Source organism: Leptolyngbya sp. FACHB-8 (assembly GCF_014695575.1).
Lineage (GTDB): Bacteria > Cyanobacteriota > Cyanobacteriia > Elainellales > Elainellaceae > Vacuolonema.
Genome location: NZ_JACJOO010000074.1, coordinates 21,183 through 43,628 on the forward strand (window position 1 = coordinate 21,183; position 22,446 = coordinate 43,628).

The 22,446-nt window shown below is 51.5% G+C and carries 12 protein-coding genes and 1 pseudogene; 6 read left to right on the plus strand and 7 right to left on the minus strand.

From position 1 onward, the window contains the following. Positions 1-9: 9 nt before the first annotated feature. The 3 genes from H6F91_RS20200 to H6F91_RS20215 form a co-directional block, all read right to left on the minus strand. Positions 10-1,881 carry a DUF262 domain-containing protein gene (locus tag H6F91_RS20200; protein ID WP_190789445.1) on the minus strand — a complete coding sequence of 624 codons (1,872 nt, stop codon included), beginning with the start codon at positions 1,879-1,881 and terminating at the stop codon, positions 10-12. Between the two features lie 1,124 nt (positions 1,882-3,005). Continuing rightward, positions 3,006-3,503, minus strand: a complete 498-nt coding sequence (locus H6F91_RS20210; protein ID WP_190771655.1) for a nucleic acid-binding protein — start codon at positions 3,501-3,503, stop codon at positions 3,006-3,008. A 19-nt stretch (positions 3,504-3,522) separates the two neighbouring features. Then, positions 3,523-4,206: a hypothetical protein gene (locus H6F91_RS20215; protein WP_206754955.1), complete on the minus strand. Its 684-nt coding sequence runs from the start codon at positions 4,204-4,206 to the stop codon at positions 3,523-3,525. A 199-nt stretch (positions 4,207-4,405) separates the two neighbouring features. On the opposite strand from H6F91_RS20215, the pseudogene H6F91_RS20220 reads away from it, so the two are divergent. Further along, positions 4,406-5,209: pseudogene (locus H6F91_RS20220) on the plus strand (YifB family Mg chelatase-like AAA ATPase); the annotation flags it as partial. An 11-nt stretch (positions 5,210-5,220) separates the two neighbouring features. Then, positions 5,221-5,859, plus strand: coding sequence for an acyltransferase (locus H6F91_RS20225; RefSeq protein ID WP_242035892.1), 639 nt, complete (start codon positions 5,221-5,223; stop codon positions 5,857-5,859). A gap of 63 nt (positions 5,860-5,922) precedes the next feature. Here H6F91_RS20225 and H6F91_RS20230 read toward each other — a convergent pair whose 3' ends face one another. Beyond that, positions 5,923-6,777, minus strand: a complete 855-nt coding sequence (locus tag H6F91_RS20230) for a DUF72 domain-containing protein (RefSeq protein WP_190771653.1) — start codon at positions 6,775-6,777, stop codon at positions 5,923-5,925. Positions 6,778-7,016: 239 nt separating this feature from the next. Between H6F91_RS20230 and H6F91_RS20235 the strand changes: the two genes are divergently transcribed. After that, the gene (locus tag H6F91_RS20235) at positions 7,017-9,518 is read left to right on the plus strand and encodes a U32 family peptidase (protein ID WP_190789446.1); all 2,502 of its coding nucleotides are present in this window, start codon (positions 7,017-7,019) and stop codon (positions 9,516-9,518) included. 407 nt (positions 9,519-9,925) lie between these two features. Here H6F91_RS20235 and H6F91_RS20240 read toward each other — a convergent pair whose 3' ends face one another. Continuing rightward, positions 9,926-11,566, minus strand: coding sequence for an ATP-dependent DNA helicase RecQ (locus tag H6F91_RS20240; RefSeq protein WP_190771652.1), 1,641 nt, complete (start codon positions 11,564-11,566; stop codon positions 9,926-9,928). A gap of 466 nt (positions 11,567-12,032) precedes the next feature. Between H6F91_RS20240 and H6F91_RS20245 the strand changes: the two genes are divergently transcribed. The 3 genes from H6F91_RS20245 (at position 12,033) to H6F91_RS20255 (ending at position 14,976) form a co-directional block, all read left to right on the plus strand. Then, positions 12,033-12,896, plus strand: coding sequence for a Tab2/Atab2 family RNA-binding protein (locus tag H6F91_RS20245; protein ID WP_190771651.1), 864 nt, complete (start codon positions 12,033-12,035; stop codon positions 12,894-12,896). A 177-nt stretch (positions 12,897-13,073) separates the two neighbouring features. Further along, on the plus strand, positions 13,074-14,390 hold the full coding sequence (locus tag H6F91_RS20250; RefSeq protein ID WP_190771650.1) for a TldD/PmbA family protein: 1,317 nt from the start codon (positions 13,074-13,076) through the stop codon (positions 14,388-14,390). Continuing rightward, on the plus strand, positions 14,380-14,976 hold the full coding sequence (locus tag H6F91_RS20255) for a YiiX/YebB-like N1pC/P60 family cysteine hydrolase (protein ID WP_190771649.1): 597 nt from the start codon (positions 14,380-14,382) through the stop codon (positions 14,974-14,976). Before H6F91_RS20250 ends, H6F91_RS20255 begins: the two co-directional genes overlap by 11 nt. Positions 14,977-15,351: 375 nt before the next feature. On the opposite strand, the gene H6F91_RS20260 is transcribed toward H6F91_RS20255, so the two are convergent. Continuing rightward, on the minus strand, positions 15,352-20,712 hold the full coding sequence (locus tag H6F91_RS20260) for a PAS domain-containing protein (protein ID WP_190771648.1): 5,361 nt from the start codon (positions 20,710-20,712) through the stop codon (positions 15,352-15,354). 336 nt (positions 20,713-21,048) lie between these two features. Then, positions 21,049-22,314, minus strand: coding sequence for an HD domain-containing protein (locus H6F91_RS20265; protein ID WP_190771647.1), 1,266 nt, complete (start codon positions 22,312-22,314; stop codon positions 21,049-21,051). Positions 22,315-22,446: the final 132 nt, after the last annotated feature.

The window sequence follows — 22,446 nt, forward strand, 5'->3', positions numbered from 1 at the left end:
CGACTGTGCTCATACCAGCACCTCTTTCAGGCGATCGGGAGACCATACGCGCAGCACCAGCTCCCGCAGCACTTTATAGCGTTCTTCATGCTCCGCTTTACCAAAGTGGTCATAGGGCTTGAAATCCAGGTTGTACCGTTCCCGGAACGCTTTGAACTGTGGCTTATTCTGATAGGCCGCAGCGGTAAGGCTCATAGCATAAAGATTTTGGCTGGCATAGTGGGGGAGCTTGTCCTCAAAAATCTTGTCCTGCAAGCTACGATTCACATCTGCTGGGAGGAGCAATAGACTGGCGAAGTGATTCCGCCATTCCTCGAATTCGTTGGTGTTAGCAAAATCACGTCCGCATTTCCTGAAGTTGTTTGCCCATATATGTTCAATATCGAAGGGATTTCTGGGGGTGCGATCGACATAGGAGTCGAACTTGTCAGGCATACCAGACTCCTTCTCAATAAAGGATGTCAGGCGTGCTAGGAGGTGGTAAATATAGCGGCGGCTAAATTGATTCAGATTAAACTCCCAAAGCCCCCCTCTTCCCCTACTAGGGATACCTTCAAAGGACACTTCATCATTGGAAAGCTTTTGTGTCAGGATCTCGACCAGCTCCTCTAAAGGTTTTCGGCGAATATCACGACATAGGAGAAACATTGCGTAAGCTGTGCTGGAGTAGCCAACACGAACGTAGTTGACCACTCGACGCATTAGCCAAATATCGAGATAGGTTGCTGTGGCTGATATCTTGCGACGTACTGTATCGCTGTTATCGGTGTCGCAGAGGGGGGCCAACAGAACCGTATTTTGCCAGGTAAACTCATTATGAGCGTTGTAGAAGATTGCTTCCAACCCTGGCGTGTAGGAACGGCTTGCTGACAGAATGAGTTGGTAGGTTTTGGAAAAGAAGGTGAAGTGATCGGAAATTAACGAAGAGTTAGCCGCCTGGGTACCTAGCTTCAAGTCTGAGCGCTTGTCCCGTACCCAGCGGTGGAAAGCGCTACCGATTAATTCCCAGTCTTTGTCTGCGGCTCCGGCTTTCCGATCGCGAATCGTATCAGCATATTGTGCCCGCAACCAGGCTTTAATGCAGACGGCATCCCGTTCGGGTTCATGGCTCCCGCCCCAGGAAATAAGGTCTAAAACCTGCTGTTTCCAAATTTGGTTTGCGGTGCGCCGTTGGTCGGCATCTTCAATGGGGGCAAGCAGGTAGGCTTTGAGCATATCGACGGGGCTGAGGGGCTTACCCCGGTCATTCATGGTCTCGAAAATGGCGTAGGCATAGTTGTCGTTGTCGGTCGCGATTTCAATGAGACCTACTTTGTTCATTAGCCAGTAAATGAAATTAGGCAAAGCTTCACCTAGTTCACCAGCCAGATCCATTGTTTCAATGTCTTCATAACGGACATATATGTTCTGAACAGATTCATCTTTGCCTTCGGGATTGAAGTCCTTGCCATGAAAAAGTGCATCAATGACAGGCAAACGTTCCTGGATGTCCAGATTGAAGCTGGGTAGCCCCCAGTTATCGCTAAAGATCAGGGGAGCGATTGTCCCAGCAATACCTAAATCCCTTTCCTTGGCAGCATTGTGGAGATAGATAAGCAGCAGAGTCAGCGAGGTAACGCGCTGCTGTCCATCAACCAGGTAGCTCTTACCGTTCCGCTTGCTGACTATGATGGAGCCGAGGAAGTAGTCTTCGTAGGCACTGACCCGTGTGGTGGGATCGCCCTCCCGATAGCAGTTGGAGAATTTATCACGCAGGTCGGAGAGTAGCTCGTCGATGTTCTCCTTCTCCCATTTGTACTCCCGTTGGTACTCGTCGATTGCAAATGATTGGTTTTGCAGAAGCTGTTGAACGGTGCGGTAATGGGGCGTAATTGTACTCATACCAACCTTCTATGGTAAGGAGTTCCTGCCCCTACCTACTGCCAAGCGACCTCTGGAGCAGGAAATTTGTCCTCTCTAATATGCCCTTCAGAAGCTGGAATGTCTCATATTTATTTTTTCTACGAATTTTTGATTTAGGCTTCAGTCGACAGCGGGTTTAGCTGCTCCCATTCCGCTGACGATCGCACCCTGGAAAAGGCTAAACTTTGTACTGCCAATCCATCCGATGGCACGAGTTTTCTGCATAACATGCCCCACATAGGCAAACTTGTCTGGGTTGGAGCGATCGCCCTCACTAGCCTACTCCGGCACTCCGCAGTTTTCCTCAACACAAGTTCCCAAGCTCGCAGCATGGGGGTTTTATGTGGCTGCTTTGTAAAGAGCAAGTGCTTTTTCTAACTTTTGATGAAGGGTATCTACCGGGAAGCGTCTTAGCATAAAACAGAATTTTTTAATGTCCCTGTTTATGTCCGTGGTTATGAGTTATCAAGCACCCAAAAACCTTGATAGAAGCGTAATTCAGCTAGCCCTTACTCTTGTGTATAAGACAGCTAATTTACATCGGCTCATCTATATACAGATGCTCCAAAACCTTGAAAAGTTGAATACCCTGCAACAGACATCCAACAGCATCTTAGGTTTACCTGGAGAAGATGAGGAAATAAATTTTTACATCATGATGCTCCAGCAGCAGTGCGAGAAGCAAAGGAAATATCTGGATGCAGTCTACAAAAGCCAGGATGACCTGCTTCAGCAAATACACAGCATTAACTCTTCAAATGATTGATAAAGTGATGGGCTTGAGAGTAAAGAAGTACTCGTTCTTCATCAGCAAACCGATCCAGAATCCGTAGTTCTTCAAAAGAAATTCTTCCAGCTTACGGTAGATGGGTTTTGGTTTTAGGAGCATCTACCTCGATGCCAGCCACCGCATCAATTAAACTTAGGAGGTTTCTGCATAAGAATTTACCCAGAATGTTGGTGCTTTGCCCGCGGCGCGGGCAAAGCACCAACATTCTGGGGGTAATTTCATTACTGGAAATCTCCTTAGAATCAGTTCTGGCACTTCCTAAATCTATCAAATTCCTAGTAACTACATTTAGTATTATTGACTTGAAATAGTATTACCACAGCTTTCCATAAGCATACCTATATTTTCCCATTTCAAATGCAACACAAAGTTCTAGTGTTATTTTCTCCCAGCTAAGGCTCACCAATCTTCTGTTATTAAAGTTACTCAAATCACTTTCATCAGTAGTTGCGATTATCACCTTCTCTTCTGTTTCTTCTACAATATTTATTGCAGTCGCAATAAGCAGAACATCACCATCGAGGGACTTTTTGTCTGCTAAAACTATTCCTTTATTTCTAGCTTCCCCCCATAGCTGTGCCGCTTTATGTACAATCCCTGTTGTGAGGCGCCAGTATACTAATCTATCAGTCCGTTGTGTTAGTTTATCGAGGCGCTGAATACTAACTATACTCCTGTTCTGAAAGTACTCTCGTCTACACTCGTAATCACAAATCTCTGGTATCCCAAAAAGAAAAGACTCATCCTGCCGAGCCTCAAACCACTGTTTGCACTCTTTCGTTTTTGGGCTATCAGGGTTTGGATTAGACACCTGACTTAATACACCTGTATCAAGTAGGATTATCACGCTCAAACCTATTCCTATAAAACTCCGAAGACTCTCTCATTTCCTCTTCAGAGTATTCTTGCTTCCATTGCTCAACAAGTTCTCTATAGGTAATTTTTCCAGGTTCGCGTGCATTACCACTTGCCCGAATTCTTTTGATTCGCTCAACCCCATCTTCGGAGGATTCAGTCTTTTCTAATTGTTTTTCGATTGCCAATATAATAGTGTCTTTGAATTTCTCAAGAAGGTCATTTCTAACCCCAATACCCGGAAAGAAAATTTGCTCTTTTATTCGAGATTTTGAGAACCGACCAATCCGAGTAGTATATCGGATAATCTTTTTTACATGCTCTTGTGAGGGCTTGCGACGAGCTAAAGCTAGAGCTAAACGTTGATACCTTTGACGTGTTGATGGTAATACAGCGTTCCAATTTTCTGCAACCACTTCCGCTTGTCGAACCATAGCTTCAAAAAGTTCTCGTAAAACCCTCTCCATTAATGGGGCTTCACCATCATCAGGCTGGAACTTCTTATCCTTAAAGTAGGAGTACCACTCTAAGTAAGTTCTGCCCTGCTCATGGGTATGAGCTATAGGGCTAACCGCTGTGGGGGATCCCAATTCTTGATGCAAAAAATCTTGAATCTGATTCTCAAGAAGATCATTGTCAGCCAAGGCGATCTGACTCATACTCCGCCCCATATAAGTAAGTAACTTTTCCCATGCCAATGGTATTGGCAGGAGATAGACTAGGAGCAAAATGATTTGCGCTTTCACTTTCATATTATTCTACCTCTTGCTGTTGTGCTTCTATATCATCTTTGTGGAATTCTTCTACAACGTGAAAGCCTTTACCAGAAGGGGTTTTGGCGTTTTGGCTGTAGATAAATCATTCGACGAAGCTCTGGAAGTCACCCGCATTCATTCCGTGGCCGGGTTGCTGAAGCAACGAGGAACGTTGGTGAGCGATCGCCCCTTCCGCAGCCCCCATCACTCCGCCTCTGGCCCCTCTTTAGTAGGTGGTGGCAGTTTCCCAAAACCCGGCGAAATCTCTCTGGCCCACCGTGGCATCTTGTTTCTGGACGAGCTAACAGAATTTAAACGGGACGTTTTAGAATTCCTTCGTCAGCCGCTTGAGGATGGTTACGTCACCATCTCACGGGCTCGTCAGTCTCTCGGATTTCCTGCCCAATTTACTCTGGTCGCCAGCACCAACCCCTGCCCCTGTGGCTACTTTGGCGATACGGTACAGTCCTGTACCTGTAGCCCTCGCCAGCGCGAACAGTATTGGGCTAAACTTTCCGGACCACTGATGGATCGGATTGATTTACAAGTAGCGGTCAACCGCTTGAAGCCCGAGGAAATGGTGCAGGTATCGGGCGGCGAGAGTTCAGAGGTCGTGCGAGAGCGGGTGGAATTGGCGCGCGATCGCGCTAACCATCGCTTTGTAGACGAAAGCCTGCGCTGCAATGCCGAAATGCAAAGCCGCCACCTGAAAAAATGGTGCCACCTCGACGACAACAGCCGCCTGTTACTGGAAGGAGCCATCCGTAAACTCGGCCTTTCGGCTCGTGCCACCGATCGCGTCCTCAAAGTGGGCCGCACAATCGCAGACCTGGCCGGGGATGAGCAATTGCAAACTCACCACGTTGCCGAAGCAATCCAGTACCGTACCATCGATCGGATGCAATGAGGATATCCACCATGCTGAAACCATTAATTCGAGCGATCGCTATGCGCACAGGGCGACTCAGATGGCTTTACTGCAAAGTCTGTGACCCTTATGGGAATGAATATGCCCAGTATATGCAACGGCATGGCAATTTCTACTCCATGGGGGAAAATTGCAGCATCTTACCATCCACGACATTCACCGATCCGCAATATACCCGCCTCGGAAATAATGTCCACTTCTCGACCTGCACCATTATTGGACATGATGGCAGCATTGCCATGCTGAATCATGCGTTCAATAAAAAGTTGGAAGCCGTTGGAAAAGTCGATATTCGGGACAATGTATTTGTTGGCTATCAAGCCGTCATCTTGCCAGGTGTAACCATTGGCCCGAATGCCATTGTGGCGGCAGGAGCCGTGGTAACGCGCGATGTTTTGGAAGGCCAAATTGTAGCGGGTGTCCCCGCCCGCCCCATTGGTCATGTTGAAGACTTGGTTGAGCGACTAGAACAGCAAGGGCAGAAATTACCCTGGATACACCTGATTCAGCAGCGGCCGGGTGGCTTTGATCCAGCAATGGAACCACTGCTCGTGGAGCTACGCACAGCCTATTTCTTTGCCGATGATGACGTCAATAAGGCAACAGACAGTAGCAGCCAGGATGGTTAGCCCCTCATTAGCCATTTTTGCCGGATGTGCGCTAGACGCGCATCTCACAGAATCTGGATGAGATTAAAACAAACTGAGCTGAGAGGGTGGAGCAGCCAGCGTATTCCAGGGGAGCGCGGGGACAGGCACAGCAGCCGTTTCGAGCAATGCCTGAAAGTGACGGGCAAAGATAACCGATCGCTCCTCCACAGGGCAGTGAACGAAAAAGTAAACCCGTTTGCCAGCCTGGAGCCATTCTGCAACCTGGTGAACCCAGCCCTGCCAATAGGATTCGTTGAAATCCTGGTCGGGATGACTGATGTAGCGCACCAGGCAGAAATCAGTTGTGGAGACAGTGCAGAGGGGGACGCGAGGTTTCTTGCGTTCCGATAGTAACTGAGGGTCATCCTCGCAGTCATAGATTGGGCGGGTATCCAGGCTGACACGTCCCGTTCCCATGTGGGTCAGCAGCTCCGTGAGTCGTTCTTGCTGCGATCGTTGGAACCAGCCGATATGCCGCACCTCTACCGCCAACTCCGCTTCGTCCCGAGGCCACGCTTCCAGAAAAGTGGTGAGGTCAGCGAAGTTCTCAGGGCCGTAGCTGGGCGGCAGTTGGATGAACAGGGGGCCGAGGCGATCGCCCAAACCCTGCATCCGTTTGAGGAAAGCGATCGCCTCCTCAATATGGGGCACCAGTGGCCCTTGATGGGTAATGCCACGATGCAGCTTTGGGCAAAACTGGAACCCTTCAGGCGTCTCATCGGCCCAACGCTTCACCGTATCCGCATCGGGTATCGAGTAAAAAGTGGTGTTCCCCTCAACGGTGGTGAGACGACGGCTGTAGAGGGTGAGAAAATCTCCGGCGCGGGTCTTCGGCGGGAAGAATTCGCCCACCCAGTCTTTGTAGCCCCACAGTGCACACCCAATGCGAAATTCCATAACGTCTACCTTGCTGCCGCAGACCTAAAGCCCTCATTTTACCCAGCCGGATGACAACACGGGGTCAGCGAGAGCTGTTGATCAGCATTGGGGGCCCAACAAGCCATCGGTTATCGAGCTATGATCGCTAAGGATGCCCTTCGGTTCAAGTCACCCCACGTAATAGCGCAGCGCGCATTGATACGGGATGGGGTTGGTTGGTTCGGAGCATGATAAACTCTGCCTTTGCATACCGCTTTATGGATTCTGCTTCGGTTTTACCGCTCGAACATTCGCGTACATTCCAGCGCCCAGAATTGCTCGCTCCAGCCGGTAACTGGGAGTGTGCAAAGGCGGCTGTCGAAAATGGAGCGGATGCCATTTACTTTGGGCTCGATCGCTTCAATGCCCGCATGCGTGCCCAAAACTTCACCGAGGCGGATCTGCCTGATTTGATGGCGTTCCTGCATCTGCGCGGCGTGAAGGGCTATGTCACCGTCAATACACTGGTCTTCCCGGCAGAGCTGCCCGAAGCTGAGCAATACCTGCGCAGCATCATCACCGCTGGAGTGGATGCCATCATTGTGCAAGACGTGGGAATTTGTCGCCTCATCCGTCACCTATCTCCCGACTTTCCCATTCATGCATCCACGCAAATGACCGTCACCAGTAGTGCCGGTGTTGAGTTTGCGAAAAGCCTGGGCTGCAACTTGGTCGTGCTGGCCCGAGAATGCTCCCTGAAAGAAATCCATAAAATCCAATCGCAAGTCGCTGAAACGGGGGCAACCTTACCTCTGGAAGTATTCGTGCATGGAGCACTCTGTGTCGCCTATTCCGGTCAATGCTTGACCAGCGAATCTCTGGGTGGCCGCTCTGCCAATCGGGGCGAATGTGCGCAAGCCTGCCGTATGCCTTACGAATTGATCGCAGACGGCAAGACAGTGGCATTGGGCGATCGCCAATACCTTCTCAGCCCCCAAGACCTTGCCGGATTAGCCGTCCTCCCCGACCTGGTAAAAGCCGGGGTTCACAGCCTCAAAATTGAGGGACGGCTGAAAGCTCCTGAATATGTGGCGAACGTAACCCGCGTGTATCGGCAGGCATTAGATCGCGCCATGGTGGATCTGCCCGTACAGGAACCCTCCGATCGCTACGACCTGGAAATGGCCTTCTCGCGGGGCCTCTATACAGGCTGGTTTGAAGGCATCAACAATCAAGAGTTGGTTCATGCTCGCTTTGGAAAGAAACGGGGCGTGTATCTGGGAGACGTGACGCGAATTCAGGGCGATCGCATCACAATTCGCCAACAAGCTCCACTCAAACCCGGCGACGGTGTCGTATTCGATGCCGGGAAACCCGCCGACCGAGAAGAAGGGGGACGGGTCTACAGCGTTGAGCATCACGGTAAAGACACCATCCTCACCTTTGGGCGGCGCGATCTAGACTGGCGGCGGGTGCAGGTGGGCGATCGCCTCTGGAAAACCAGCGACCCCGAACTCGACAAACACCTGCGTCAAACCTACGCTGGAGACACCCCGCAATTCCAACGCCCTATTTGGATGGAGGTACATGGGGAAGTAGGGATGCCCCTGGTGGCGATCGCTCGTGACGAGATCGGCCACGTAGCCCAGGTGGAATCCGAGATGCCCCTGGTGGAAGCGGAAAAGCAGCCGTTGGGGGGCGATCGCCTCACCGCACAGTTTGGCCGTTTGGGTGGAACACCCTTCCGCCTGGAGACGCTGACAACCCATCTTCACGGCAATGTGATGCTGCCCGTCAGCGAGATGAACCGGATGCGGCGTGACCTGGTCAGCCAGATGGAAAACCTGCGTCGTCAGCCCAAACGCTGGGCACTCAACGCAGACGCATCCTACCGCCAGCTCATGCCTCCCATGGCTCCTGCCGTCGTAGCCCAGAAGCCAGAACTGATCGTGCTGGTGCGCAACCTGGCCCAACTGGATGCCGCCTTACAAGCTGGCATCGAAACCCTTTACTGCGAGTTCGAAGATCCCCGTCGCTATCGAGAAGCGATGCAGCGCGTCCGAGAGTTTCGAGGTGAAAGCGCCACACCGAAGCTGTTCGTCGCGCCTCCACGCATCACCAAACCCGGAGAAAACTGGATTTTGGATCAGGTGCGTAGTAGCCAAGCTGACGGTTATCTCGTTCGTAATTATGATCAGTTGCGCTACTTTGCTGATGCTCCCTGTGTCGGAGATTTTCCCCTCAATGTCGCCAATCCCATCACAGCCAGCCACTTCCACAACCTTGGAATTCCACGGCTAACAGCCTCCTACGACCTCAACATTCATCAACTTGAGAATTTGCTAACAGCGTGTCCGCCTTCCTGGTTAGAGGTCACAATCCATCAACACATGCCGATGTTCCACATGGAGCATTGTGTATTTTGTGCATTCCTTTCCGAAGGCACCGACTTTACAAATTGTGGTCGCCCGTGTGAACAACATGATGTGAAATTGCGCGATCGCACCAACACCGAACACATTCTCCAAGCCGACGCAGGCTGCCGCAACACCGTCTTCAACGGCGTTGCACAAACCGGTGCAGAATATGTACAACGGCTTCTCCAATTAGGTCTACGTCATTTCCGCATAGAATTCCTAAACGAATCACCCGAACAAGTCGGACGAGCGATCGCCCTCTATCATCAACTCCTCAACAGCGAAATCAGCGGAGCCCAACTCTGGAAAACCTTAAAGCTGCAAAACCAGCTCGGCGTAACTCGCGGCCCCATGGGCGTTTAATTACAAAGCTCAGCACACATACAAATAGCAGTGAAACACGCCCAAACCTGGGGGCCCAAAAACTCGGGGTCTGCTTCAAAACCCCAGCAAAGCGAAGCGACCTAACACCTCCCATGCAAGGCCTCCTTGCCGAGGGGGGTCTGGGGGGACGGGCAGCCGTCCCCCCACTCGGGGGGTTTGGGGGGCGACGCGCCCCCAAGCCAAGCGTAGGCAAACACCCCAGCTTACATCAGAGTTATTGCTTGAAAAGCCGTGCGGAGCAAAGCTTTTCAAGCAATAACCCTCCCAGTTCTGAACACGTAACCCTAGGATGCATCCCACTTTTGTAAGTGAAGCGGGCTTCGCCCGCTTCACTTACAAAAGTGGGTTTCCAAATTTGCAGAAGTGGGGTGCACCCTAGCCCTATACTAATCAGCCACAGGCCGAAGTAAATCCCGAAAGAGTACAACATCAATTCCCAAAGTTTTGTACCCAACCTGCTCAAAAAGCACAACAATCTTGTCCCCTTCATAACGCATCACCTCACCTTCACCCCAGCTCTTATGGGCAACCCGACTGGCAATCGGGAACGGTTGGCGATCGCTCTCCTCCACCACGACCCCAGCCCTACAGGAATCACAATAGTCGCAAGGAGCCTCAAACGCTTCACCAAAGTAATTGAGCAAATATTTACGGCGACAATCGCGCACTTCCGCATAACCGCGCATCATTTCCAGACGCGATCGCTCAAAGTTCTGACGCCGCTCCTGAGCCGCGATCGCCGCTTCAGCTGCCGTAGATGTATCTTCCAGGCCACCCGCAACCACTTCTCCCGTAGGGGTCAGTTCGATCGCCTCCGCTTCCGCCAGACGCTGCAACGTTGCTTTCAGCTTGGCTTTAGATAAATCAAGTTGCTCGGCTAAATCCTTGGGGTCAACGGGCTCATCTTGATTTTGCAAAACCTCAGCAACTTGTTCTACATGCTCAGGTTCAATCCGAGTCTTGCTGGCAAAAAAGCGCCGCAATTTCAAATCATCAGTGTTGTAGAACAAAATAGCCTGAGCCGCTTCGCCATCTCGACCAGCACGACCAAACTCCTGATAGTAGGAGTCTACAGAGTCGCTAATGTCGGCATGAAAGACAAACCGCACATTGGGCTTATCCACTCCCATCCCAAAGGCCGTAGTAGCCACCAGCACCTCGATTTCGTCAGTCATAAAGCGAGTTTCAATCGCCCCTCGATCATCATGCTTTAACCCTGCATGATAGTGTTCAGCCTGGATGCCTTGCTCCTGTAGAAGGGTAGCAATCTCCTCAGTACGCTTGCGAGTTGCAGCATAAACAATACCCGGCTTAGCCGACTGCATCACCTGTTTAACCAAAGCTTCCTGCTTTTCAGCTTCATCCTGCACCCGATGAACAGCCAGGAAAATGTTCGGGCGATCGAACCCTTCTACAATGACCTCGGGCTTCTTCATATTCAGCCGTTGCACGATTTCATCTCGCACCGGAGGCGCAGCGGTTGCTGTCAGAGCCAGAATACGGGGATGATCGAGCGCTTCAATCACCTGTCCCAGACGCAAATAATCGGGGCGAAAGTCATGGCCCCAGGCACTAATGCAATGCGCTTCGTCAATCACAAACAGCGAGGGTTTTGCCGATCGCAACCGTTCTAAAGTTTCGCTCTGGTTAAACTGCTCGGGCGCAAGGAAGAGAAATTCGCTCGTCCCTGACTCCCAGGCTGCAAACCCCTCCTCTCGCTCCGCGGCACTTAAAGACGAGTTGATGACAGTGGCTTCGCCGACATCTTGCTGGGCGATCGCCTGAGCCTGGTCCCGCTGCAAGGCCATCAGCGGTGAGACCACCACCGTCGCCCCCGGCATCATGTAGGCCGCCAGCTGATAAATAGCCGACTTGCCGGAGCCCGTAGGCATCACAGCCAGGGTATCGTGCCCTGCTAAGACTGCCTGCACAGCCCGTTCCTGACCGGGGTAAAGTTTGTCATAGCCGAACCGTTCCTGAGCAAGTTGATGGAGGTTGGGTGTTTTTGCTTTGGCTGCTTTGGGCATAGTGGAGCGATCGCCTGCGTTTGAGGGGGCAACACTAAGGCATATCTCAAAACCGTCTGGAGGGACTGATTTCCCGCCACGAAGCGTACGGCAAATCAACGTCTAAAACAGTCCTTAGTATGGGTCAGCATAATGAAGCCCTATACACAAAAAAACCGATACAGGACAGAGATGTGAGGCTCATGAGCTATCCAGAGATGGAAGTTGAAGTCGAGCTCAGGAACAAGTGGGATACCTCCCGCCCTACCCTTCCTCAATAGACCTCCTGCATCAATCGGTTTCTGAGGGCGTGAATCGTTGCACAGCTTTGCCATGCAACGATTCACGCAGCAGGTTTAATCCTTCCTTCCTGAATCTCTATAGTTATGCCTCAGCAGTTGCTATCACTTTCCTGCCGCGAATGCACCCACAACCCCGTATGATCAAGGGCAGCAGCGTTATGCCTTTGGCCTTTATTTAGATCACAATGCCCGTTATTTGGGAATTAGATTTTTACTCACGCCCCCTGGTGGATGAGAACCAGAAGAAACTCTGGGAAGTTTTAATTTGCGAAAGTCCCCTGGACATTACCCAGCCAGTAGACTCTTTATTCCAATTTTCAAAACTTTGCGCCAACACAGAAGTTAACTCGGTCTTTTTGCAAGAAGCCATTAAGGAGGCGATCGCCCAGGCACCCAGGCGCCCTGACAAAATCCGCTTCTTCCGGCGGCAAATGACAAATATGATTCTCAAGGGGTGCGAGGGAGCAGGACTACCCGCCCAAGCCAGCCGCCGCACCATCGCCCTCAACCGTTGGATTGAGCAGCGCATGGCCGAGGTGTATCCCACCTACCCCAACTACAAAGAAAGCCCAAACCCCTCGGTATCGATGGGAATGCCGGTGCCCCAGCCCTTACCCGACCAACTTATCGGCCAGCAATGGGCCTTTGTCACCCTGGCAGCCTCCGCCTTCGCCGAGATGCCCGAGTGGGACATTGACTTCCGAGAATCCTTTCCGCTAGAGCTGGCTGACCTCAGCCCTGATACAGTTGTGCCGGGTCTGCTGATCTTTTCCCCACGAGCGCTGCCCCTGGCCGCATGGATGTCAGGGCTGGAGTTGGCCTGCGTGAAATATTTGCCAGGAGACACACCGCAACTGCTGCTGGAATCAGGCAGCAATGAGGCCTGGATTCTCTCAAATCTCAATACTGCTGATATGCGGCAGGAAGCCGAGAACTTTGAGAAGACCAAGCAACAAGCAAATCAGGTGCATTTTCTCGGGGTGCAGACTGACCCAGACTCCGAAAGTTTTACCGGGTTCTGGCTGTTGCAGGAACTGAATCTAGCGTAATGTCCCCCGATCCCAGAAGATGGGTAAGAGAGAAAAACGGGGAGGCGATTCTCTTTCAGAGAGGCTTCGCCAACGCGCCGATGGTCTAACGGAGTCAAGGCAGCACCGTAGGAGTTGTCTTGCGGGTAGTTCGTGGGTTCGTAGGTTTTAACGTCTGAGGTCTTTCGTGACACAGGTATGGGGTCAGATTATCTCGATTCTTCATCACGAGCGGAAGCATTACTAGAGCTTGCGCTCCGCTCAGGTGCCGAGGCGGCAGAGGTGTATCAATCTCAGTCGCTCTCACGGCCCGTGTTTTTTGAGGGCAATCGGCTTAAGCAACTGGAGGTTTCCCAGGCCGAAGGCATTGCCCTACGGCTTTGGCGTGACAATCGGCCCGGGCTAGCCGTTGCCTATGGCCCAGTCGAACCACAAGATTTAGTGGATCGGGCGATCGCTCTCAGCACCCTAAACGAACCTGAAACCATCGATTTATCAGCCGCAACCCCGAAGGTTTATCCCGATGTGGGAGAGACCGTCCCTGTAGAGCAGCTCGTCGCCTGGGGGAAAGAGGCGATCGCCTATGTGCGCGATCGCGTTCCCGAAATCCTCTGCTCCTCCGAGTGGGAATGCGACATCGAGACGACTCGCCTGCTCAACTCCGAAGGGTTAGATTGCGGTTACACCGACACAACCCTGAGTTGCTACCTGGAAGCAGAACTGATCCGCGGCGACGACTTTCTGAACATTGCGGATGGGCAAACCGAACGGGGTAGCCTCGACCCCATCGGCCTTGCCGAGCAAATTGTGCAGCGCTTGGAGTGGGCCCATACCAACATCAACCCTCCCAGCGGTCGCATGCCCGTGTTATTCACCTCCAAAGCCGCAGATATGCTCTGGGGCACCATTCAGGCCGCTATGAGTGGCAAGCAGGTGATTGAACGGGCATCCCCCTGGAGCGAGCATCTGGGTGAACCCGTCCTTTCTCCCCTCATCACCATTACCCAAGACCCGGATGCAGGCCCCTTCAGTTGTCCGTTTGATGACGAAGGCATACCCACTCAGCCCATTACCTTTATTAAAGAAGGGGTACTCCAGCTCTTCTACACCGATCACAAAATTGGTCGGGCTTTGGGAAGTGGCACAACCGGCAACGGTTTCCGTCCGGGCTTGGGCAGCTATCCGGCTCCCGGTCTGTTTAATCTGCTGGTTCAGGCCGGGGTACAACCCCTACACAATCTGATCGGCAATCTTAAGCACGGCCTCATCATTGATCAAATGCTCGGCGGCGGTGCAGGCATTTCTGGAGATTTTTCGATCAACGTCGATCTAGGCTACTACGTTCGAAATGGCGAGATCTTGGGGCGCGTGAAAGACACGATGGTGGCCGGCAACGTTTACACCGCTCTAAAAAATGTCGTGGATATTGGTGAAGATGCTGTCTGGAATGGAGCCTGCTATACCCCCTCAATCACAGTGGATGGACTATCCGTCATTGGGAGGCATGACGGATAGTTTTACACCCCAACCTGGGGACTTGCTGTTTCAGCAAAAGGATATGTCCCCCATCCATCGCGTCATCAGCCAAGCTTTTCGAGGGTATCGAGGCTACTCCTTCAACCACGTCGCCCTCTGCATCGATGAACAGCGCGTCGTTGAGGCGACTACTCCTACTGTGCAATACACCGACATCTCGGTATTTCTCAACAGTTCGAGCAAAGACACCTATGAAAGACCTCGGGTTTGGGTGTTTCGCCTGACACCCGCCTACCGCTATCTGATCCGGGGAGCGATCGCCCACGCCCAAACGCTCCTGGGTCTGCCTTATAACCGAGATTTTGGCGATCGCAAAGACTCCTACTATTGCAGCGAGCTCATTCTCGACAGCTTCCGCTACGCCAACCAGGGCATCCCCCTGTTTCCAGAGACCCCGATGAACTTCAAAGATCCGGCAACAGGCGAGTTCTTTGAGTACTGGGTGAACCATTACCGCCAACTCAAAAAACCGATCCCTCACGGCAAACCAGGCTCCCACCCATCCCTGCTCACCCTCTCCGACAAATTAGATCCCATCCACCTCTACGGCGAGCTACTCCCATAACCTCATCAAGGTAACCTCAGTTCGGGATAAGCTGAAGTGCTCATTTTGGCGTGCGCAAAGCGCACGCCAAAATGAGCGTTTTCGAGTGCCGCGCAACGCGCGGCACTCGAAAACGCCCTTAACCCGAACTCAGGTAAGGTAAGCTCACGTGCCTGTTTTGGCGTGCTCAAAGCGCCCACCAAAATAAGTTTTGTCAAAGGGCGCGCGAAGCAGCCTCCCGAAAATGCAAAACCTCCTAGGCCGAAGGGGCCTGGGGGACGGGCCGCCGTTTCCCGGTCGGGAGGTTTGGAGGGCGACGCACCTCCGAATTTAGTGCATGTTTTGTGTGTGGTGTTCCGCGCACCACACACAAAACATGCACTAAATTCTGTATTTCTAAGGGTCTAGAAATTGCCGAATAACTTCCAACAAATGTTTCAGACTAACGGGTTTACTCAGATATTGATTCGCACCCGCATTCATACAGTGATCCTGATCGCCTGGCATCACTAAGGCAGTCATCGCGATGATAGGAATGACATCCAATCTTGCATCTGCGCGAATACGGCGAATTGCCTCTAAACCATCTATTCCGGGCATTTGAATATCCATCAAAATCAAATCAGGCCGATGAGTGCGGGCCATCGCAACAGCCTCTGCACCATCCCTAACAACCAACATGCGATAGTTGCGGGCCTCCAGATAAGTTCTGAAGGTCGCCACGTTGGTTTCGTTGTCTTCAGCCAGCAGAATGAGGGGGGCGATCGCCCCCTCCCCCTCTATCTCGGCTTCCATGCACTCTACAAACCCAGCCGCCAGAGGTTGCACCAGTTCGCTCGACACAGGCACACGATATGGAAGCGCCACGGTAAAACAGCTCCCTTGACCCAGGGAACTTTCAACTATCACCTGCCCCCCATGCAGTTCGGTAATCTGCTTAACCATCGCCAGCCCCAGCCCTGTACCTGTTTGTTGACGATTCAGGTTGCTGTCAATCTGCACAAAGGGTTGGAAGAGCCGCCGCAAATCTGTTTCGGTGATGCCAATCCCAGTATCTGTAATTTGAAATAAAACCAGTGGCGAATCTTGAGCCACCAACTGAGGTGGGACCGTTGCCAGGCCATCCCAGGTGTTGCCCCGGCCCACAACCACTGTGAGGCTCACCTGACCGCCCTCCGGCGTAAATTTCACCGCATTCGTTAACAGGTTAATTAGAACCTGCCGCATCCGCCGCTCATCGAGCGTAATAGCCTTGAGGCTCTTTGAAATGTGACTCGTAATTTTAATGCCCTTTTGAAAAGCCTGCTGTTTAACAAACAGCAAGCTGGATTCACAGAGATTCTCGACCAACACCGAATCTAAATACAATTCCATATTGCCAGAGGCAATTTTAGCCAAATCGAGAATATCGTTAATCAGTTCTAACAGGTGTCGCCCACTCTTCTCAACGATGCTCAGTGCCTGTTGCTGCCGTTCATTCAGCGATCCTAAAAGCTCTTCTTGAAGTGCCTCTGACATCCCTAAAATTGCATTCAAGGGAGTCCGTAGTTCGTGGCTCATATTCGCCAGGAATTCATCCTTGAGGCGGGTAGCACGGGCCAACTCTTCGTTGGTTTGCAGCAATTGGACTTCGTATTGTTTACGCTCTGTAATATCACGTGATGTTGCCAAAATTTGAAAGACTTGACCGTTGTCATCAAAAATTGGAGTCACGACGACATCCCACCATCTTAGGTTGCCTCTGGCAGTTGGGCAGCACCCTTGAAAGCGTGCCAGTTCGCCATTAATTGCCTGGATGAGGGCGGCTTCTGCAGATGGGTGGTACTCCGCAGGCCAAAAATCCACCCACTTTGTATTGTGAAAAACGCTTAAATCATCCACTTCTAAGAGGCATTTCCCCCCCTCATTGAGATAGACAAGATAACCATTCAAATCGATCGCTTTAATACAATCACTACTACTTTCAATTAGTCGTTGCTTAAACTCTTCGCTCTGGCGAAGTGAGAGTTCAACTTGTTTGCGATCGCTAATATCAAAATTAATACCAATCATGCTGCGGGGCTTGCCCTCCGCATCCCGTACCACCATGCCGTAGGTTTTAATAAACCGAATCCGACCATCCGGAAGCACAATTCGAAACTCGGTATCATAGTCTGCCTCACCCATCAGTGCTTGCTGAAGGGCGGCTTCTGTAGGGGCCAAATCATCGGGATGAACTCTATTTCGCCAAACTTCATTGTCGAATGGAGCATCCGTTTGGCGTGAAACTTCGTACAACTCACAAATGCGATCATCCCAGATGGTTGTATTGTTTGTAAGATCCCAATCCCAACAGCCAATTGCTGCCGACTTGAGAGCCAGGGTGAGCCGTTCCGAAAGCCGTTTCAGTTCGGCCTCAGCCCGTTTTCGACTGGTAATATCGCGCACAACCACCAGCACATCATCCTTGAGTAAAGGCACGATGCGGGCTTCCTCACAACAGACTTGCCCCTGGTTGAGAAACTGATACTCCTGGCGCTGCAGTTGTCCCGTTTGAAGCGCCTGCTCCGCCAAAGAAATCCGTTCTCGGGCAATATCCAGAGGCAAAATTTCTAAAATAGAATGTCCGTCAACCGCGCCATGCCCCCCCAGATAACGAATTGCTCCTACGTTAGTAGCTCCCATTTGCTGCCCATCTCGGCGCATTCGTACCAGGGCATCCGGAATCGCTTCCATGAGCGCACGATTTGTGGCTTCGCTCTGCTTCAGAGCCTCCTCTACCGTTTTGCGCTGGGTAATGTCAACATTGACTCCCGTCACAACCCAACAGGCTTCAGCAGCGTTGTAGTAAGTCGTGTAGGTAGCGGAAATCCATTTGAGACAGCCATTAGAATGTCGAAATCGGTAATCCAGCAGGCCGGATTCACCTTTAGCTTGAATGTTTTTTAACACCGTCTCGATGACAGGCAAATCCTCAGGAGGCACCCGAGAAAGCCAAAGAGATTTATCGGCTACAAACTCATCTTCGGTATATCCAAAAATGGCTTCGCACCCTTTGGAGTAGTAGTCGTATTCAAACGTCCCGTCTGCCAATAGCCGGTATCCAATAATCCCAGCATCGGCACTATTGAGAATATCGCTGAGTTGCTTTTGAGAGGCCCGGAGTGCGAGTTCCAGTTGTTTGCGATCGCTGATATCGGCAAAGTAGCCAACGATCTCCAGGGGATTTCCGTGGGCATCTCGTACCAGCCGCAGTTCGTTCCGTGCCCACAAGTAATACCCAGCCTTATGGAGAAAGCGGTATTCCTGAATATGCTTCCCCTGTTCCAGCACAAGGGGCATTCCTGCAAGAATCTGGGGAGCATCTTGGGGATGAATATGCTCAACCCAGAAATTTGCATTCGCCAACACCTCGGTTGCCGTGTAGCCACTCAAGTTCAAGATATTGTCGCTGACAAACGTCGCTGCATAGTTTCCAAAGGGCTGACAGGTAAAGATCACAGCAGGGCTAGAAGAAAGCACAAATTGCAACCGTTCCCAAAGCAATTGGGCCTCTAATTCCGCCTCTTTACGTCGGCTGATGTCCATTTCAGAACCGATAATCCGTATCGGGACTCCCGTTTCATCCCAGAGGGCTTGCCCCCGGTCGAGAATCCAAATGTGGCTGCCATCTTTGCGCTGAATCCGGTACTCTTCCTGGTAAAAAGCGGTTTTCTGAGCCAGATGGTCTGCAAGAGCCGACAGGACGCGATCGCGATCATCCAGATGAATGCGCTCAGTCCATTCCTCCGGTGTACTGCCTGACTCATGCTCAGACAGACCTCGTAGTTCCCGCCAGCGTTTTGTACGAAAAGTTTCCCCCGTTTTTATATTCCAATCCCATAGGGAAGCATCGCTGCCTTGCAGTGCCAACTGCCAACGTTCATCACTTTCGCGCAGGGCTGCTGTACGTTGTGCAACTCTGACTTCTAGCTCCTGATTAAGCTGAGCGAGAGCAACCTCAGCCTGCTTGCGCTCGGTTACATCCCGAATCATGATCAGCACAATATTTTGATCAATCGGGCTAACGCGTACCTCCTCCCAGCACATTTCTCCATCCAATTCGAGGTGCTGTTCATAGACCTGCACCATGCCAGTTTTGAAGGCTTGCTCAACGACTTGCGATCGCTGAACCGCTATCGATGTGGGCAGCCAATCATCTCCTGTTGGGAATTCCAGGCCAGCGGGCGGCATCAACACTTTCCGCAGGGAACCACCACTTAACATCTCCAGATACTCGCCCTGCCGATTCATGCGAATGAGCAAATCGGGAATGGCATTGATGATGGCGCGGTTGGTCGCTTCACTGACGATGACCGAATCTGTGACCTGATCCAGGACTTGCGCCTGGTGCCGCAGAGTTGCTTCTAGTTGCTTGGCCGCGCTAATATCGCGACCTTCGGCAATGAGCATAACCACCTGCCCTGCCTCATCCCATACCGGTCGGAGCGAGAAATCGACAGGTACCAACTGCGTCTCAGCCGTTAATATCTCAACCTCATAACGAATGAATTTGCCCTCAGCCGCTTGAGCGATCGCGCCCCTCAACTGCTCGCGCACGACCTGAGAAACGTCCCACCAGGGCGTTTCCCAGAATGAGCAGTTTACAACGTCCTCTAACTGCAAGCCCTTAAAGATCAAGGCCGTTTGATTGGCCTCCAACAGTGTTCCGTCAGGAGCCAGCACTCCCGTCAAATGAAATGTGTTGTCAAAAATGCCTCGAAATTTGCGTTCACTAGCAGCCAGGGCATGAGTACGCTCGGCAACCTTCCGCTCCAGGGAGGCATTTAGGGTTTGAAGGTTTTGATAGAGGGTTGCCTGCTGAATAGCGATCGCCAGATGCACGGACAACTGCTGAAGTAATCGAATATCAGTTGCTTCCCAATCACGGGGTGCAGCGCACTGATGCACAACTAACAATCCCCAAAGCGGCTTGGCTGCGTTTGGCAACAGAATCGGCACCACCAGGTTGGCCCGCACCTGATACCGTTCCAAAAGCTGGATATGACAAGCTGTCAGATTGGCTGCGTAAATATCAGAGACCGCCGAATAATGGCCATCCCGATAATTTCCACCCAGATTTTCTTGGAAGCACGTATCCATAACGGATATCAGCAAGCACGATTGCCAGGGAGGAATCACATCCTCCGCGACAATCGTTCCACTCATATCCGGGTTAAATTGGTAAATAACGACGCGATCGGCATTGACGAATGCCCGAACTTCTTCAACAATCGCCTGAAAGATTTCATCCAGAGACAAATATTTTCGAATGCGAAGTGCCATTTCAGCAATGACGGCTTCCTGCTGGTGCGATCGGGTGAGTTGGCGGGTGAGGAGGGCGCGATCGCATACCTGATGGCAATAGGCCTGCAGTGAAACCGACGTAATCTCTTCTTTCAGCAGGTACTCCGCGGCTCCTAGCTTCATAGCCTGAACCACAACCCGTGGATCTCCCTGATCCGCTACGATAATGACCGGCAACTGACTGGCTGGCTCGGTACGGATTGCTTTGAGAAATTCCAAGCCATCCCCATCAGGCAACTGCAAATCCAACAACACCAGGTCAGGGCTCTGTGCGTGCCATACCTGCACAGCACCCTCCAAACTCTCAGCTTCGAGAAAGTAGTAGGACTGCTTCGGTTGAGATTTCAAATATTGAATGTAAATTGCCCGGTTGCCTGGCGAATTATCTACGATCAGGAGCTTCGGCAGGCAGGGGATATGCTGGGCAATCATAGGATGCAAGCATTTTTGGAAGGGGGTAATCTTTAGGCCATTCTATGGTGCAGCAATTTGTCAGGAATCCGAGATCCTTCGTAGAAAGTAAATACCCCTTCATAAAAGCCAACAACAGTTCTTACAGAAGAACATAAAATCTTCAACTCATCGACGCCAAGTAATTATGGAATAAAGGTTCCAGGCATTAATTGAGAAGCTTTATGTAGGAACATCCTATTTTCTATACGACTGTTTTGAACGGCATTTCGGCATTATTTAGAGCACCATCTTCCCCTACATTGTGCATTATCCCCGAGGATTCCCTTAATCTAAACTGACGTTTTTTTACATGCGTTATGCGATCGCCATTTCCACTTTCGGATCGATCTCCCGAGGATACACTAACCAAATCTTTTGCAGGGGCTGTGTCAAAGTACGAAGCAACGGTGACACATCGCTAATTTCCTGCAAACCATCCTCCGTTTGCAGTTTAATCCCTCGCTGATAAAGGGTATAACCGCGATTCCAGGCCACGCGAATGCCACAGTAATAATTGGGGACAAAACCGGCCTGTTGCAAGCGTGGTTGGAGAGCCTCCAGCAGGGCTTGCTGGGCCTTAGAACTATAGGGGCTAATATCAAGCGTCTTCGGTAAATCGCGGTTCATAAAGCGGCGGCAGAGATCTGCAAGAATCGGGTCAGCATGCCGTTGCCACCGTTGCAGATGGTAGACGAAAAGGTTGTCATCAGCCGCTAAATAGTGTTTCAGGGGGAGGCGATCGCCGTCGCCCCGCAACCAACCTGCCATTACCTCATCAGCATCCAGATTACCCTCGGCAAAATGTTCTTTCGCCCGCCGAAATGCCTGTTCTAAAACCCAGGTCGCCGCAATATTTTTCGGATGGTGATAAATCTGGGCATACATAAAAAACCGCACGATGAGATAGTGTTCAATCGCAGTGATGCCTTTGCGAGCCACCACCAACTGCTGGCTCGCTGGATCAAACTTCATAGCCATCAGAATCCGGTCTAAATCCAACCGCCCATAGGAAGCCCCTGTGAAGTAGCTGTCACGCATTAAATAATCGAGGCGATCGCAATCCAACTGGCTCGACACCAACTGCCACACCAGCGGAACGTTATGCTGCTTGGCATACACCTGTCGCAGTTGCCCCAGCAGTTCCGGGTCGTAGCTATCCAACACCTCTCGAATAGCGTGGGATTCTCCTAAAATGCGACCTGTCCAGACTTCGTGATGGGTTCCAAAAATGTCTTCACAGGTATGGCTAAATGGCCCATGTCCTAAATCATGCAATAACGCTGCGCAGAGGACAGTGGCCCGGTAGGGCTGTAGCTCCGGGTTATCTTGCGCCAGTAGATCAAAGGCGCGACGGGCGATCGCCATCACCCCCAGCGAATGGGTAAACCGAGAGGATTCAGCCCCATGAAACGTAAGGCTAGCGGCTCCCAGTTGACGAATGCGGCGTAGTCGTTGAAACTCAGGCGTATCAATCAAGTGAACCAGTAGGGCTTCATCCGGTCGTTGGCGGTTCAATGTAATTGCACCATGCAACGGGTCGTGATAGGTGCGGCTAGACGACCGGGACGGGGAGGCAGTCATGGGAATAGTACCAACGCTCTAGTCACATTAAAGCCCACCCATTTTGGTTCTGACGTCCTCCAAGAGCTAGGGCCTGTTTTATAGCAATGGCAATGTGCTGTACTTAATCGACGCAGTACTCAGCATCCAACT

Bases quoted from the DNA above. Each gene is read 5' to 3' on its own strand.
- H6F91_RS20260 (WP_190771648.1), bottom strand. From the start codon at position 20,712: ATGATTGCCCAGCATATCCCCTGCCTGCCGAAGCTCCTGATCGTAGAT.
- H6F91_RS20245 (WP_190771651.1), top strand. From the start codon at position 12,033: ATGCCCGTTATTTGGGAATTAGATTTTTACTCACGCCCCCTGGTGGAT.
- H6F91_RS20240 (WP_190771652.1), bottom strand. From the start codon at position 11,566: ATGCCCAAAGCAGCCAAAGCAAAAACACCCAACCTCCATCAACTTGCT.
- H6F91_RS20255 (WP_190771649.1), top strand. From the start codon at position 14,380: ATGACGGATAGTTTTACACCCCAACCTGGGGACTTGCTGTTTCAGCAA.
- H6F91_RS20215 (WP_206754955.1), bottom strand. From the start codon at position 4,206: ATGAGTCAGATCGCCTTGGCTGACAATGATCTTCTTGAGAATCAGATT.
- H6F91_RS20200 (WP_190789445.1), bottom strand. From the start codon at position 1,881: ATGAGTACAATTACGCCCCATTACCGCACCGTTCAACAGCTTCTGCAA.
- H6F91_RS20250 (WP_190771650.1), top strand. From the start codon at position 13,074: ATGGGGTCAGATTATCTCGATTCTTCATCACGAGCGGAAGCATTACTA.
- H6F91_RS20235 (WP_190789446.1), top strand. From the start codon at position 7,017: ATGGATTCTGCTTCGGTTTTACCGCTCGAACATTCGCGTACATTCCAG.
- H6F91_RS20225 (WP_242035892.1), top strand. From the start codon at position 5,221: ATGCTGAAACCATTAATTCGAGCGATCGCTATGCGCACAGGGCGACTC.
- H6F91_RS20265 (WP_190771647.1), bottom strand. From the start codon at position 22,314: ATGACTGCCTCCCCGTCCCGGTCGTCTAGCCGCACCTATCACGACCCG.
- H6F91_RS20230 (WP_190771653.1), bottom strand. From the start codon at position 6,777: ATGGAATTTCGCATTGGGTGTGCACTGTGGGGCTACAAAGACTGGGTG.